Raw genomic sequence first — 13789 nt, forward strand, 5'->3', positions numbered from 1 at the left:
CCCAATAATAAAACCGAATAGTTCTATTGTAAATTACTATATATTCAGCTTTTATAACGCAATAACAATTTGTAATTTAGTATCAGAAAAAGATAGATTTATGAAACTAGTATTATCACCAGCAAAGTCATTAGATTTTGAAACCCAATTGCCAACAAATAAAACCACTCAGCCACAATTTTTAGAGCAATCTTTAAAGTTAAATAAAGCACTAAAATCAAAAAGCCCAAAGTCTTTATCAAAGCTAATGAGTATAAGTGATAAGTTAGCAGATTTAAATTACCAACGTAATCAAGAGTTTACAGTACCATTTACAGACGATAACGCTAGACCAGCAATGTATGCTTTTAATGGAGATGTATATAAAGGGTTAGATGCTTACACTATACCTAAAGATAAACTTGAACTTGCACAAGATACGGTTAGAATTTTATCCGGACTTTACGGTGTTTTAAAACCATTAGATTTAATACAACCTTACCGTTTAGAAATGGGAACAAAGTTAAAGGTAGGCACAAAAGATAATTTATATCAATTCTGGAAAAAAGATATCGTAAATTCTTTAAATGAAGAGTTAGAAGACGACGAGTTGTTTGTTAACCTTGCGTCTAACGAGTATTTTAAAGCAATAGATAAAAAAGCATTAAAAGTACCTGTAATAGACATTACGTTTAAAGAATTTAAAAACGGTAAGCTTAAAATCATTTCATTTTATGCCAAAGAAGCACGTGGTTTAATGGCAAGATATATCATCGATACAAATGCAAAAACTATAGATGATTTAAAGAAGTTTAATTACGACAACTATCAGTTTGATGGAAAACTCTCAGAAGAAAATCACTTGGTCTTTACAAGATAATAAGCGAACAGAACAAGAACGCAATATTTTTAAACCAACAGGTAAACCTGCAAAAAGTAAAAATATAACTTATTTGTTTTGGGCAGTAATTATAGTACTTGCAATAAGTTATTTATTACCATTTTTATATGAAGATAGAGTAGAAGTTTGCTTTACAGAAACATACTGTTTTAACTCTCAAGACAATATATTTTTATATGGTTTATATGTCTTTCTTAATATTACAATATTACTGCTAGCAGTATTTGGTGCATATGTAGTAGGAAAAAAAATAGGGCAAAAGTTTAAAATTTAAGCTTTTGCCTTTTTATCTACATTAATTTTAGTTTCTGGTCTTACACGTTTTTTTATTTTTGGTCGTCTAACACCAAAAGTTCCTCTGTGTATTTTACCATGTTTAGATTTTTTATCTCCTTTTCCCATATTTTAATTGTATTTTTCTACACTTAACATACAAAAAATATAAACCAAATCCAAGACTATATTGTGTTTAAACATCATCATCCATATCCGCCATTCATAAAAAAAGATACTAAAAAACTGATTGTAGGGACATTACCACCACCAAGATTCAGTACAGGCGATTTGTTGGAAAAAGATGTAGATTTTTGTTATGGTAGTTATTACAATTCACTTTGGTTGTATATTGATAAAATACATAATCTAAACTTAAGATTTGATAATTCTCAAGAAGCTATAGACCAGCGAAAAGATTTTTTAATCAAACACAAAATAGGCGTTTGTGATATTGTAGATAGTTGCGAACGAGAAAAAATAGACGCTTCAGATTTAGGAATGTTTAATGTTAAATTAAGAGATGTTATAGATTACATTAAACGATTTTCTAATATTGAAACCATACTTTTTACAGGAGGAAACAGTAGAAATGGACCAGAGTATTTCTTTAGAAAACATATAAAAGATTACAATATAAAATTAGAATTAGTCTCTAATGAAATACCAAGAATTCATCAATTTGAATTACCAAATACTAATTCAGAAAATAGAGTTATTAAAACAGTATCTCTAACCTCATCTTCAGGTAGCGCTAATCGAGCAATAGGTAGCAATCCGCTTTATAAACAACTTAAAGCTAAAAATTCAAAATTCAACACATTTGATTTTAGAGTGTTACAGTATCAAGAATTTTTTTAGTACTATCTAAATAAAAGTACTACTTTAGAAGTCTATCCAAACCAATTTTTTATGAAAAAATCTATTCTTCTACTGTTATTAAGTGTTTTATTGACTAATTTTTCTTTGCAAGCACAAACAGATTCTAATGTTTCTGATGCAGAAAAATTTGGTAATTTAATGTGTGATTGTATAAATACTTTAATGGACGATATGCATCCAGAAATTAAACGTATGATGAGAAACATAGAAGCATTAGGAAGTGAAGAGGCTCAAAAACGATTTACAACATACATTGAAGAACATCCAGAAGAATCTGAAGAGATAATGAGTGATGCTAAAATACTCCAAAATTTTGATCAATCTATTGCTGATATTGATGTTTGTGTAGAACTTGAAAAGTTTACAAAAAAAGACAGCTTCAAAGAAAATGAAGCAGAATTGGAAAAAGAAGTTGCAGATTTTTTAGAAAATAAATCTAAATGTGTTTATGCTTATATCTTTTATTCAATTGGAGCAAAAAATAATTAAGTCAAAAATGATTTATAATATAAACAGCAGCGATAAAACTAAAAAACCATTAATTAGCCGTACATTCGCAGCTAATTAAAGAGGTAACCTAAAAAAATAGTGTTTATCTCACAAACATTATTTATGTCATTTCAATCTTTAGGTTTATCTCAACCTTTACTAAAAGCAATTAGTAAAAAAGGATACACAACACCAAGTCCAATACAATTAAAAGCGATACCACCAGTTTTAGATGGTAATGATGTATTGGCTTCTGCACAAACAGGAACAGGTAAAACTGCAGGTTTTACATTACCATTACTGCACATTTTATCAGAAAACCCTAAAAAGAAGTTTAGACCTATTCGTGCGTTAATTTTAACGCCAACTAGAGAGCTTGCAGCTCAAGTCTATACCAATGTAAAGGAATATAGCGAGTTTTTAAATTTGCGTAGCGCAGTAATTTTTGGTGGAGTCAACCAAAAACCACAAATAGCCACAATTAGAAAAGGTGTAGACGTTTTGGTCGCTACACCAGGACGATTACTAGATCTAATTAATCAAAATGAATTGTCTATAAAACGTGTAGAAATTTTTGTTCTAGATGAAGCGGACCGAATGTTAGATATGGGTTTTTTAAGAGATATTGAACGTGTCATGAAATTTATGCCAGACAAACGTCAAAACCTGATGTTTTCGGCAACATTTTCTAAAGACATTAAAAAACTGGCTAACGGAATTTTAAACAATCCTATTCAAGTTGAAGCAACTCCAGAAAATACAACTGTAGAGGCTATTTCGCAAAAAGTATATCGTGTTGCAAAAGGTAAAAAAACAGGCTTGGTTATCAAACTAATTAAAGATGGAAACTGGAAGCAAGTTTTAGTATTTACAAGAACCAAACATGGCGCCAATAAATTGTGTAAAAAAATGGATCAAGTTGGTATAAAAGCAGCAGCAATCCACGGAAATAAAAGTCAAGGCGCGCGTACCAAAGCTTTAGAAGGCTTTAAAAGCGGAAGTATTAATGTGCTTGTTGCAACAGATATTGCTGCGCGTGGTTTAGATATACCGTTATTACCTCATGTAATAAATTTTGAAATCCCTAATATTTCAGAAGATTACGTACACCGTATTGGTCGTACAGGTAGAGCAGGAGCAGATGGGCAAGCTATTAGCCTAGTAAGTGCAGACGAAACTACATTTTTAAAAGATATTGAAAAATTAATAGGCGAAAAGTTACCAGTCGAGATTTTAGAAGGTTTTGAGCCAGATCCAAATGCGTCTACTGCTCCGATTAGACCAGGACAAAATAGAAGATCAAAAAGCAATAATTCTAATAAGCCTAAAGGCGAAAGAAAAAGCACAACTTCAAACTCAGGAAGAAGACAAAGAAATCGTAATAAAAACAGAAATTCTAATAGAAAAAATAACAACTAAATGACGCCTGTTTTAAAAGAAAAGATTATTAAAGTTTGTGACCAGAAAATTAAAACAAAAGGTGAAAATGTTGGTGTTTCATTTTATGCGTTTTTTAAAAATAAAAATGATAATCCAGAATTGTTGATGGAAGCAGCTACTTGGTGGATTAAAACTCATAAATTAGATCATTTTGAAAAGGCTATTAAAATAAAAGAATTAGTAGAAAATATCTAATGGAAAGTCAACCAAATAACCCATTACACGGTATAAAACTAGAAAAAATTGTAACCGACTTACAAGCACATTATGGTTGGGAATACATGGGACATGTTATTAAGATCAATTGCTTTATTAGCAATCCTTCAATTAAATCTAGTTTAAAGTTTTTGCGTCGTACACCTTGGGCAAGAGCAAAAGTAGAAGCGATGTATTTAAATTATTTAAAGCATAATAATCCTAAATAAATACAAGCAAGAAATTGGTAATTATAAAATAGCTGTAGTAAAACGTTATTTACTAAAGCACTTAGAAAAAATTATTTTTAGTTAAGTTTTTGTCTAGCTTTTTGCTTTTTTTAGCTAAATAACGACGTAAGACTCCACCTTTTACATTGTTTACATCAAACTCTACAATAAACGCTTCTTTATCAATACTAGTAACTATTCGATACATTTTTTTTATATCAATACGGTTTATAATGGTGTGTATAATATCAAAATCTTCAGTTTTACCTTTACTGCCAAACCCTTTTTGACCCTTATAAATAGTCATTCCTGCTCCTAGTTCATTAATGATGGCAACTTTTATTTTCTCATAATGGGTTGATACAATGGTAATACCAATAAAATCTTCAAAACCTTCAATAACCAAATCTGTAACTTTTGCAGTGACAATGTAGGTTAGAATAGAGTACATCGCAATTTCTTTAGAAATTACAAAAGCAGTAATAGAAAATAAGATAATATTAAAAACAAGAATAACTTTTCCTATACTAATGCCAAACCTATCATTAATAAATATGCCTAAAATCTCTGATCCATCAAGTACAGCACCATTTCTAATCGCAATACCAATACCTGCGCCAAGAAACAAACCGCCAAATATGGAAATTAAAAATTTATCTTCTGTGATAATTTCAAAGTTTTCAAAGTGAATAAAAAGAGCTAACCCAATAATACTAATAATAGATTTTAAAATAATTCTTTTAGATACAGTAAAATACCCCATAATTAAAAACGGAATACTAAAAACAATCAATAATATAGAGATATTAATGTTTATTAGTTTATTAATTAATAAAGCTATACCAGTTACGCCTCCATCCATAAACCCGTTTGGTAATAAAAATGCTTTTAAGCCAATACTAGCAAGAACAATACCTAATAGGATTTGAAAATATTCTGAAAAAAAATTAAAAACATTAGAGGTTTTAGGTGTCATATTTTAATGGTTTAACTGTCTTAATCCTTCATAAATTACAATACTAACTGCATTAGCAATATTTAGACTTCTAATATGTTGGCTATGAAGAGGTATTTTATATAAATTATTAGCTTCTTTTTCTATTAAAGATTTAGGTAAACCAACAGATTCTTTTCCGAAGACCAAAAACAAATCCTCTTCAAATGGGATATCCCAATGGGTTTTCTTTCCGTGTGCAGATAAAAAAGCCATGTTTTTGTTTTTGTTTTTAGAGAAAAAATCATCTATGTTATCATAATAAATAACATCTAAGTGCTGCCAATAATCTAAACCAGCTCTTTTTAAACGTTTGTCTGTAAGTTCAAAACCAAAGGGTTTGACCAAGTGTAATTTACTACCAGATCCTAACGCTAATCTACCAATGTTTCCTGTGTTATTTGGTATTTCAGGTTCTATTAAAACAATATTAAGCGACATTCTTTTTATTGATTTTTAAGATGAAAATTCTAATTAAAAGTACCCAAGGAAATCCATGTAAAACAACATCAAACCAATCCACAGGTTGCATGCCATTTGCACCACCAGCAATCCATTTTAGTTTTCCCCAAAGATGAGGTTCGGGAAAAAAAGGAGCTAAACCAAGCGTTAAGCAGAGTAGTATTATTAAACGAAAATCATTAAGTAATTTCATAAAAAAAAGCCTATTCTACCTTTTAAGAATAGGCTTTAAATATAAATATTTACAGATTAACTGTTTGTTTTATTTTGCTGATTTTTGATTGTTTTTTCGTCAATATCAAAATCGTTTGTTTCCAACTTTGTGTTTCCTGTCGGATTAGTTGGATTGGTTTGTTCTTTTGTTCGTTTTAATTTTCTGTCGGCTATAATTCCCATAATTTTTCTTTTTTTGTTCAAATATAATTTAAGAAAAACAATGAGAAATTTTCATAAATCGTTGTTAAACAATTCTTTTAAGATGTTAATAAAAAAGCCTGCATAACTTATGCAGGCTTTTTTATGGTTTAGAAATATTTTAGTCATTTACTTGACCAATCTCATTAATTTCTTCAGAGTTTGGTGCTTTAGGATCTGGACCATATTGATTAGGACCTTTATCTCCTTCTGTAACAAAAAGAATTAATAACCAAATCCCACCAATTAATGGTATTAAACTAATTAGATAAAACCATCCGCTTTTTCCAACATCATGTAATCGTCTTACAGCTACAGCTAAACTAGGAATAAACACTGCTAAAACATAGATAAGGTATAAAAACATAAAACCAGGAGCTTCTAATAGACCTGATAGTATACCAGAAACTAAAGCAATAGCTACTATAAATAAAAAATTAAATAAGACAAACATCCAATACTCTTGACGTCTTGCTCTTCCTTCAAAATTTGCGTAATTATCTCTTACGACTTTTAAATACCATTCCATAATGAAATATTTTAATTGGTTAGTGATTAATAACCAAATATATGTTTTATTTTCTTACAGAGCTGATGAAGTCTTCTATTTTGTTAACACCGTTATTTGATAAATGTTTTATAAACGCGCTTCCAATAATAGCTCCTTTAGCATAAGTTGTGGCTTGAGTAAAAGTATCGTTGTTATTTATTCCAAAACCAACGATTTGCGGATTGTTAAGTTGCATATCTGCAATGCGCTTAAAATAATTAGTTTGCGTATCACCAAAACCTTTACTGCTTCCTGTAACACTTGCACTGCTTACCATATAAATAAAGCCATTTGATATAGAGTCTATAAATTTAATACGCTCTATTGAGGTTTGAGGTGTAATTAAAAATACATTTATTAATCCGTACTTTTCAAAAGTACTTTTGTATTGTTCGTTATACACATCTACTGGCAAATCAGGAATTATTAATCCATTTATGCCAATTTCTTGACATTTTTTACAAAAAGCTTCAACACCATATTGCAACATCGGATTAAAATATCCCATAATAATTAATGGAATAGAAACGGTTTTTCTTACATCTTTTAATTGCTTAAAAAGCACTTCTGTAGTCATTCCATTTTTTAGAGCTTCTGTAGAGCTTGCCTGTATGGTTGGTCCATCTGCTAAAGGATCACTAAAAGGTAACCCAATCTCTATCATATCTACACCGCTTTTTTCTAGATTTTCTATTATTGTAAGGGTATCATTTAAGTTTGGATAACCTGCTGTAAAGTATATAGACAAAAGTTTTTTGTCTTCGTTTAGTTTTTGGTTTATTCTGTTCATTTTATATGTTATTCCTATTTAAGTAGGAATCTATTTTTAGGTTTTTATTTGGATTCCGCATTAAGTGCGGAATGACAAGTTTTAAATTTTAAAATAGTCTATATAGTTTTGTAAATCCTTATCACCACGACCAGATAAACTTACTACAACAATATCGTTAGGTTTAAACGTTTTTTGTTCGAAAACACCTAATGCATGAGATGTTTCTATAGCAGGAATAATACCTTCTAATTTGCACAATTCTAAACCAGCTTGCATGGCTTGATCATCTGTAATCGAAATAAACTCGGCACGACCAGTTTTGTATAAATGCGCATGCATTGGTCCAACGCCAGGATAATCTAATCCTGCTGAAATAGAATAAGGCTCGGTAATTTGACCATCGTTAGTTTGCATTAATAAAGTTTTACTTCCGTGAATGATGCCTTCTTTTCCTAATACAGATGTTGCAGCACTTTCACCAGAATCTACGCCTAAACCAGCAGCTTCTACAGCGATAAGTTTTACGTTTTCATTATTTAAATAATGGTAATATGCGCCAGCAGCATTACTACCGCCACCAACACAAGCAATAACGTAGTCTGGATTTTCGGTACCTTCTTTGTCTTTTAGTTGAAATTTAATTTCTTCTGAAACTACTGCTTGAAACTTTGCTACCATATCAGGATAAGGATGCGGACCAACAACACTTCCAATAATATAATGTGTGTCTACAGGATTATTAATCCAATCTCTAATAGCTTCGTTTGTAGCGTCTTTTAAGGTTTTGCTTCCAGAGGTTGCAGGTATTACTGTTGCGCCAAGCATTTTCATACGTGCTACATTTGGTGCTTGACGTGCGATATCAATTTCACCCATGTAAACAATACATTCTATACCCATAAGTGCACAAACTGTTGCTGTTGCTACACCATGTTGTCCAGCACCAGTTTCGGCAATAATACGGTTTTTGCCTAGTCGTTTTGCCATTAAAATTTGACCAATGGTATTGTTAATTTTATGTGCACCAGTATGATTTAAATCTTCGCGCTTTAAATAGATTTTAGTGTTATATTTTTCTGAAAGACGTTTGGCAAAATAGAGTGGAGAAGGACGACCAACATAATCTTTTAATAATTGGTCAAACTCTGCTTTAAAAGAAGGTTCTGCCATGATGTTTAAGTAATTTTGACGTAATTCTTCTACGTTTGGATATAGCATTTCTGGTATAAATGCACCACCAAAATCTCCGTAATATCCTTTTTCGTTAATGTTGTAGTTCATAGTATTTTATTTTATCGTCAGGTCAATTAATTCCGATTTATCAGAATTGTATCAAGACCTTTTGCTTCTCGTTACAATTTTTTCGTTTCTCAAAAATCACTCGAAGTGACCAATTTGTTTTTTTGTGTCATTCCTACGTAGTTAGGAATCTTTTTAATTTTACATTTCTTTTATTCAGTTTGAAATAGATTCCGCATCAAGTGCGGAATGACATGCTGCTCTTAAATTTTTCTAATGCTTCAATATCTTTTAAACCAGGTGTAATTTCAAATTTGCTATTCACGTCAATAGCGTAACAATATTTGGATTCCTTTTTTTGTAGGAATGATAAAATAGTGTCTACTTCACCTAATCCAATTCCGCCACTTAAAAAATAAGGTGTTGTTGATGGATAGTTTTTTAAAACGTCCCAATTAAATGTGTGTCCATTTCCGCCAGGTAATTTTCCTTTTGTATCGAATAAAAAATAGTCACAGATGTTTTCAAAAGGTTGTAATACTGAAAAATCAAAATGGTCTTTTATTGAAAAGACTTTGATGATTTTTATAGATTCTTCGCTGTGCTCTGAATGACAATGTGTTTTTAATTCTTTACAAAACTCAGGTGTTTCTTGTCCATGTAATTGGATAACGTTTAATTGATGTGTTTCAATTTTATTCAAAATAAACTCTAAACTAGCATTTACAAATACACCAACTTTTTTTATTGTTTTTGGTAACTTAGGAATAACACCTTCAAAAAAGCGACTTGATTTTTCGTAAAAAATGAAACCCAAATAATCAGGTTGCAAAGCAGCAACTTGATTAATGTTGTCTTGGTATTTCATTCCGCAAACTTTTAGTTTCATATTCTTGTCATTCCTGCGTAGACAGGAATCTATTATTTAATTACTATTTCTGGTCATTTCGACGTGAGCAAAGCGATTGAGAAATTACATCATGATGAGATGTCTCACATGCGTTCGACATGACAATTATCTATTTAATTCTTCAATAAACACTTTTGAATTTTCTCCTGGATTGTCTGTTTTCATAAAGTTTTCACCAATTAAAAAACCTTTGTAGCCATATTGCTTTAAATCTTTAATGGCTTCAACAGTGCTTATTCCGCTTTCAGATACTTTTATAAAATCATTAGGAATAATTTCGCTTAACAGTTTACTAGTTTCAAGAGAGACTTCAAAAGTTTTTAAATTTCTGTTGTTTACGCCTAACATATCAATACTTGGCATGATGGATTTGTGTAATTCTTCTTCATTATGAACTTCTAATAAAACATCTAAATTTAATTGTTTAGCAAGTGTTGAAAACTGCTTAATTTCTTCTTTAGAAAGTATTGCAGCAATTAGTAAAATGACATCTGCACCATAAGCTTTTGCTTCGATAATTTGATATTGGTCAATTATAAATTCTTTTCTAAGTAGTGGTAAATTAATACTTGCTCTTGCAATAATTAAATCGTCTAAACTACCGCCAAAATATTTACCGTCGGTTAGTACAGACATACCACAAACACCAGCGTTTTCGTAACCTTTTGCAACATCTTGAACGTTTAAATCTTGATTTATAGTTGCTTTAGAAGGTGAGCGGCGTTTATGTTCTGCAATTATTCCTGAAGTGCTATTTTTTAATCGCTCTGTTAATGAAATGGTTTGTCTTTCGAATAGAAACGATTCTTCTAATTGTTTGGCTGAAATAAGTGATTTTTTTAAATCGACTTCTTTACGTTTATCTGCTGTAATTTTATCTAAGATGTTCATTTTTCATTACAATTTTATTGGTCTTATAAAGTGCTTGAAATGATGGTTTTTTATTTACTTAATTCTATTAATTTTTGTAAGCTGCGTTTTGCTTCACCTGTACCAAGACTTTCTTTGGCAAGTTTAAATCCTTCCTGATGAGAAATTTGCTTAACTGTAGCAATAGCAAGACCTGCATTAGCACAAACAACATCGTTTTGCGCTTTTGTACCTTTTCCTGAAATTACTTTTTTGAAAATTCTAGCAGCATCTTCAACAGTATTACCACCAAAAATTTCTGAAGCTTCAATTTGTTCTATATTTAAGTCGCTTGGGTCTAAAATAACTTCAGATTGGTTAGTAATGATTTTTGTTTTTCCTGTCAGTGAGATTTCATCATAACCATCTATTGCATGAACTATGCTGTAGTTTTTATCGGTTTGTTGGTATAGGTAACCATATAGGCGTTGTAATTCTAAATTAAATACACCAACCATTTGATTTTTAGGAAACGCTGGATTTACCATTGGACCAAGCATGTTAAAGAACGTTTTTACGCCTAACTCTTTTCTTATTGGGCCTACGTTTTTCATTGCTGGATGAAATAAAGGAGCGTGCATAACGCAAATACCAGCTTGGTCAATACAGCGTTTTAAAACATCTTCATTGTTGGTAAAATGCACTCCTAGTTTTTCTAAAACATTGGAAGATCCTGAAGCTGAAGATACGCCATAGTTACCGTGCTTTGCAACTTTAACTCCTGCTCCTGCTGTAATAAAAGAAGATAATGTAGATATGTTAAATGTGTTTTTTCCATCACCACCAGTACCGCATAAATCTATAGCGTTAAAATCTGATAAATCTACAGGTATACACAACTCTAAAAGCGCATCACGAAAACCTTGCAGCTCTTCTAAAGTAATGCTTCTCATCATGTAAACAGTTAAAAAAGAAGCTATTTGACTTTTGTTGTAAAGACCTTCTGATATATTTACTAATACCTGTTTGGCTTCTTCGCTAGATATGCTTTCGTGGTTTATTAATCGGTTTAATATGTGTTTCATAATTATTTTAACGTGACAATTTTTTTTTAAAATCTTTTTTGATTCCCTATCTCTTGAAGGAATGACGGATTTATTCTTTTAACCAGTTTTCTAAAATTTTTTTTCCGTAAGGTGTTAATACACTTTCTGGATGATACTGTACACCTTTTACATCATATATTTTATGGCGTAAAGACATGATTTGTCCGTTTTCGTCTACCGAAGTAGCTTCTAAACTTTCAGGTAAATTAGGGTCTACAACCCAAGAGTGATATCGTCCTACTTCAATATTTTTTTCTAATCCGTTAAACAATGATTCGTCATCTACAGTAATTGTTACTTTTGTAGATACACCATGATACACATCGTTTAGATTAATTAATTGTCCCCCGAAAACTTCAGCAATTGCTTGTTGGCCTAAGCAAACACCAAAAATACTTTTTGTTGGCGCATAAGTTTTTATGATTTCTTTTAATAAACCAGCCTCTTCAGGAATACCTGGACCAGGCGACAATACTATTTTATCAAATTGCTCTACAAAATCTATAGTAAGTTTGTCGTTTCTTTTTACGGTAACATTGCAGTTAAGGTCTTCTAAATAATGTACTAAGTTGTACGTAAAACTGTCGTAATTATCTATAACTAATACTTTTTTCATGTTTATTTAGATTTAGGATTAATTAATTTGTTCTGCTAAATCAATTGCTTTTGTTAAGGCTCCTAGTTTGTTGTAAACTTCTTGTAATTCGTTTTCTGGAATGGATTTAGATACAATTCCTGCGCCAGCTTGCCAATGTAGGTTATGGTCTTTGCTTATAAATGTACGTATCATGATGGCGTGATTGTAGTTACCTTTAAAATCCATAAAACCAATTGCACCTCCATAAAATGCACGACTTGTTTTTTCGTATTTTTCTATAAGTTGTAACGCTTTATGTTTTGGAGCGCCGCTTAACGTGCCCGCAGGGAAAGTATCTGCAACAACTTGCATTGTCGCTGTGTTTTTATGAACTTTACCTGTAACTTTACTTACTAAATGTATAACGTGCGAAAAGAATTGCGCTTCTCTGTAAGTTTCTACTTTTACTTCGCTTCCGTGTCTGCTTAAATCGTTTCTTGCTAAATCAACTAGCATGACATGTTCTGCATTTTCTTTTGCGTCTTCTGCTAATTTTTTAGCTAGCTTTTGGTCTTCTTCATCATTACCTGTTCTTTTAAATGTGCCCGCAATTGGATGTATTTCGGCTTGACCGTTATTAACTACTAGTTGTGCTTCTGGAGAGCTTCCGAAGATTTTAAAATTTCCGTAGTCAAAATAAAACAAATACGGAGAAGGATTAATGCTTCTTAATGCACGATAGACATTAAACTCGTCTCCTTTAAAGCTTTGAGAGAATTTTTTAGATAACACTAACTGAAACACATCACCTCTTGCACAATGTTTTTTTGCTAATTCTACGTGATTTTTATAATCCTCATCTGTTAGGTTAGACTTTATTTCAGATTCTGTGTTAAATTTATATGTAGCATAATTTTTAGAGCTTATTAATTGTAAAACTTCGTCTATATTATTATCTGTCTCAAAACAATGGGCAAAAATATATGCTTCATTTTTAAAATGATTTATAGCTATGATGTTTTGGTAAACTGCATAGTAAATATCAGGTATATCTAAAGAATTTGGTTTTTTACTAATAGTAACATCTTCAAAATGTTTTACAGCATCATAGGCAGTGTAACCAAAAATACCATTGTTGATAAACTTAAAATCTGTTTCAGAATTGACTTTAAATCGTTTAGTAAACTTATGTATCATTTGAGTTACATTTCTTACTCTGTTACTCATAACACTTCCGTCAGGAAAAGTTTGTGTAATCGCTTTGTCATCTACTTTAATAGAGGCTATTGGATTAAAACAGATGTAGGAAAAACTGTTATCGTTAGCGTGGTAATCGCTACTTTCTAATAGGATACTATTTGGATATTTATCACGAATTTTTAAATAGATACTAACGGGTGTTATCGTATCTGCTAATATTTTTTTGTAATGAGTGTATAAGCTAAATGTTTTCATAATGATAAAAAAAAAGGCTTGTCGTGAATGACAAGCCTTTTAAAATATTTTTAAATTAAATATACTAAGGGT

At 31.0% G+C, this 13789-nt stretch carries 20 protein-coding genes; 7 read left to right on the forward strand and 13 right to left on the reverse strand.

Going from position 1 to position 13789, the window contains the following annotated elements; translation table 11 throughout:
- Positions 1–100 precede the first annotated feature (100 nt).
- Both yaaA and ACEQT4_RS09250 read left to right on the forward strand, forming a co-directional pair.
- Complete coding sequence (yaaA, locus tag ACEQT4_RS09245; RefSeq protein WP_370227141.1) at positions 101–859, forward strand: peroxide stress protein YaaA; 759 nt, start codon at positions 101–103, stop codon at positions 857–859.
- Positions 816–1154 carry a hypothetical protein gene (locus ACEQT4_RS09250; RefSeq protein ID WP_370227144.1) on the forward strand — a complete coding sequence of 113 codons (339 nt, stop codon included), beginning with the start codon at positions 816–818 and terminating at the stop codon, positions 1152–1154. Before yaaA ends, ACEQT4_RS09250 begins: the two co-directional genes overlap by 44 nt.
- On the opposite strand, the gene ACEQT4_RS09255 is transcribed toward ACEQT4_RS09250, so the two are convergent.
- Positions 1151–1282: a 30S ribosomal protein THX gene (locus ACEQT4_RS09255; protein WP_370227146.1), complete on the reverse strand. Its 132-nt coding sequence runs from the start codon at positions 1280–1282 to the stop codon at positions 1151–1153. The genes ACEQT4_RS09250 and ACEQT4_RS09255 overlap by 4 nt on opposite strands.
- A gap of 63 nt (positions 1283–1345) precedes the next feature.
- Between ACEQT4_RS09255 and ACEQT4_RS09260 the strand changes: the two genes are divergently transcribed.
- The 5 genes from ACEQT4_RS09260 to ACEQT4_RS09280 all read left to right on the forward strand — a co-directional run bounded on the left by ACEQT4_RS09260 (position 1346) and on the right by ACEQT4_RS09280 (position 4389).
- Positions 1346–2014, forward strand: coding sequence for a uracil-DNA glycosylase family protein (locus tag ACEQT4_RS09260; RefSeq protein WP_370227148.1), 669 nt, complete (start codon positions 1346–1348; stop codon positions 2012–2014).
- 51 nt (positions 2015–2065) lie between these two features.
- Positions 2066–2524, forward strand: a complete 459-nt coding sequence (locus ACEQT4_RS09265; protein WP_370227151.1) for a hypothetical protein — start codon at positions 2066–2068, stop codon at positions 2522–2524.
- 123 nt (positions 2525–2647) lie between these two features.
- On the forward strand, positions 2648–3943 hold the full coding sequence (locus ACEQT4_RS09270) for a DEAD/DEAH box helicase (protein WP_106678856.1): 1296 nt from the start codon (positions 2648–2650) through the stop codon (positions 3941–3943).
- Positions 3944–4159, forward strand: a complete 216-nt coding sequence (locus ACEQT4_RS09275) for a DUF6500 family protein (protein WP_027880377.1) — start codon at positions 3944–3946, stop codon at positions 4157–4159.
- Positions 4159–4389, forward strand: a complete 231-nt coding sequence (locus ACEQT4_RS09280) for a VF530 family DNA-binding protein (RefSeq protein ID WP_370227153.1) — start codon at positions 4159–4161, stop codon at positions 4387–4389. The genes ACEQT4_RS09275 and ACEQT4_RS09280 overlap by 1 nt, the downstream gene beginning before the upstream one ends.
- Before the next feature lie 61 nt (positions 4390–4450).
- Here ACEQT4_RS09280 and ACEQT4_RS09285 read toward each other — a convergent pair whose 3' ends face one another.
- The 12 genes from ACEQT4_RS09285 to ACEQT4_RS09340 form a co-directional block, all read right to left on the reverse strand.
- A complete protein-coding gene (locus ACEQT4_RS09285; RefSeq protein WP_370227156.1) occupies positions 4451–5365 on the reverse strand; it encodes a YitT family protein in 915 nt (304 codons plus the stop codon).
- A 3-nt stretch (positions 5366–5368) separates the two neighbouring features.
- Positions 5369–5824, reverse strand: a complete 456-nt coding sequence (locus tag ACEQT4_RS09290) for a tRNA (cytidine(34)-2'-O)-methyltransferase (protein WP_370227158.1) — start codon at positions 5822–5824, stop codon at positions 5369–5371.
- Positions 5814–6038: a hypothetical protein gene (locus ACEQT4_RS09295; protein ID WP_370227160.1), complete on the reverse strand. Its 225-nt coding sequence runs from the start codon at positions 6036–6038 to the stop codon at positions 5814–5816. The genes ACEQT4_RS09290 and ACEQT4_RS09295 overlap by 11 nt, the downstream gene beginning before the upstream one ends.
- A gap of 56 nt (positions 6039–6094) precedes the next feature.
- A complete protein-coding gene (locus tag ACEQT4_RS09300) occupies positions 6095–6241 on the reverse strand; it encodes a hypothetical protein (RefSeq protein WP_169558272.1) in 147 nt (48 codons plus the stop codon).
- A 139-nt stretch (positions 6242–6380) separates the two neighbouring features.
- Positions 6381–6788, reverse strand: coding sequence for a DUF805 domain-containing protein (locus ACEQT4_RS09305; protein ID WP_370227164.1), 408 nt, complete (start codon positions 6786–6788; stop codon positions 6381–6383).
- Between the two features lie 46 nt (positions 6789–6834).
- Positions 6835–7599 carry a tryptophan synthase subunit alpha gene (trpA, locus tag ACEQT4_RS09310; protein WP_370227166.1) on the reverse strand — a complete coding sequence of 255 codons (765 nt, stop codon included), beginning with the start codon at positions 7597–7599 and terminating at the stop codon, positions 6835–6837.
- A gap of 81 nt (positions 7600–7680) precedes the next feature.
- Positions 7681–8862: a tryptophan synthase subunit beta gene (trpB, locus tag ACEQT4_RS09315; RefSeq protein ID WP_027880384.1), complete on the reverse strand. Its 1182-nt coding sequence runs from the start codon at positions 8860–8862 to the stop codon at positions 7681–7683.
- A 196-nt stretch (positions 8863–9058) separates the two neighbouring features.
- Complete coding sequence (locus ACEQT4_RS09320; protein ID WP_370227169.1) at positions 9059–9709, reverse strand: phosphoribosylanthranilate isomerase; 651 nt, start codon at positions 9707–9709, stop codon at positions 9059–9061.
- A 126-nt stretch (positions 9710–9835) separates the two neighbouring features.
- On the reverse strand, positions 9836–10621 hold the full coding sequence (gene trpC / locus ACEQT4_RS09325) for an indole-3-glycerol phosphate synthase TrpC (protein ID WP_370227171.1): 786 nt from the start codon (positions 10619–10621) through the stop codon (positions 9836–9838).
- Positions 10622–10671: 50 nt separating this feature from the next.
- Positions 10672–11664 (reverse strand): anthranilate phosphoribosyltransferase, encoded by a 993-nt coding sequence (trpD, locus tag ACEQT4_RS09330; RefSeq protein WP_106678874.1) that lies wholly within the window; start codon positions 11662–11664, stop codon positions 10672–10674.
- A 70-nt stretch (positions 11665–11734) separates the two neighbouring features.
- Positions 11735–12301, reverse strand: a complete 567-nt coding sequence (locus ACEQT4_RS09335) for an aminodeoxychorismate/anthranilate synthase component II (RefSeq protein WP_106678876.1) — start codon at positions 12299–12301, stop codon at positions 11735–11737.
- An 18-nt stretch (positions 12302–12319) separates the two neighbouring features.
- Positions 12320–13717, reverse strand: coding sequence for an anthranilate synthase component I family protein (locus ACEQT4_RS09340; RefSeq protein WP_370227174.1), 1398 nt, complete (start codon positions 13715–13717; stop codon positions 12320–12322).
- Positions 13718–13789: the final 72 nt, after the last annotated feature.

The organism is Mesoflavibacter sp., from assembly GCF_964226795.1.
GTDB lineage: Bacteria > Bacteroidota > Bacteroidia > Flavobacteriales > Flavobacteriaceae > Mesoflavibacter > Mesoflavibacter zeaxanthinifaciens.

Coding starts and splice junctions, on each gene's coding strand:
- ACEQT4_RS09275 (WP_027880377.1), top strand. CDS start 3,944: ATGACGCCTGTTTTAAAAGAAAAGATTATTAAAGTTTGTGACCAGAAA.
- ACEQT4_RS09295 (WP_370227160.1), bottom strand. CDS start 6,038: ATGAAATTACTTAATGATTTTCGTTTAATAATACTACTCTGCTTAACG.
- trpD (WP_106678874.1), bottom strand. CDS start 11,664: ATGAAACACATATTAAACCGATTAATAAACCACGAAAGCATATCTAGC.
- ACEQT4_RS09320 (WP_370227169.1), bottom strand. CDS start 9,709: ATGAAACTAAAAGTTTGCGGAATGAAATACCAAGACAACATTAATCAA.
- ACEQT4_RS09270 (WP_106678856.1), top strand. CDS start 2,648: ATGTCATTTCAATCTTTAGGTTTATCTCAACCTTTACTAAAAGCAATT.
- trpA (WP_370227166.1), bottom strand. CDS start 7,599: ATGAACAGAATAAACCAAAAACTAAACGAAGACAAAAAACTTTTGTCT.
- ACEQT4_RS09285 (WP_370227156.1), bottom strand. CDS start 5,365: ATGACACCTAAAACCTCTAATGTTTTTAATTTTTTTTCAGAATATTTT.
- ACEQT4_RS09340 (WP_370227174.1), bottom strand. CDS start 13,717: ATGAAAACATTTAGCTTATACACTCATTACAAAAAAATATTAGCAGAT.
- ACEQT4_RS09300 (WP_169558272.1), bottom strand. CDS start 6,241: ATGGGAATTATAGCCGACAGAAAATTAAAACGAACAAAAGAACAAACC.
- ACEQT4_RS09305 (WP_370227164.1), bottom strand. CDS start 6,788: ATGGAATGGTATTTAAAAGTCGTAAGAGATAATTACGCAAATTTTGAA.
- ACEQT4_RS09280 (WP_370227153.1), top strand. CDS start 4,159: ATGGAAAGTCAACCAAATAACCCATTACACGGTATAAAACTAGAAAAA.
- trpC (WP_370227171.1), bottom strand. CDS start 10,621: ATGAACATCTTAGATAAAATTACAGCAGATAAACGTAAAGAAGTCGAT.
- ACEQT4_RS09255 (WP_370227146.1), bottom strand. CDS start 1,282: ATGGGAAAAGGAGATAAAAAATCTAAACATGGTAAAATACACAGAGGA.
- ACEQT4_RS09290 (WP_370227158.1), bottom strand. CDS start 5,824: ATGTCGCTTAATATTGTTTTAATAGAACCTGAAATACCAAATAACACA.
- ACEQT4_RS09335 (WP_106678876.1), bottom strand. CDS start 12,301: ATGAAAAAAGTATTAGTTATAGATAATTACGACAGTTTTACGTACAAC.
- ACEQT4_RS09250 (WP_370227144.1), top strand. CDS start 816: ATGGAAAACTCTCAGAAGAAAATCACTTGGTCTTTACAAGATAATAAG.
- ACEQT4_RS09265 (WP_370227151.1), top strand. CDS start 2,066: ATGAAAAAATCTATTCTTCTACTGTTATTAAGTGTTTTATTGACTAAT.
- yaaA (WP_370227141.1), top strand. CDS start 101: ATGAAACTAGTATTATCACCAGCAAAGTCATTAGATTTTGAAACCCAA.
- trpB (WP_027880384.1), bottom strand. CDS start 8,862: ATGAACTACAACATTAACGAAAAAGGATATTACGGAGATTTTGGTGGT.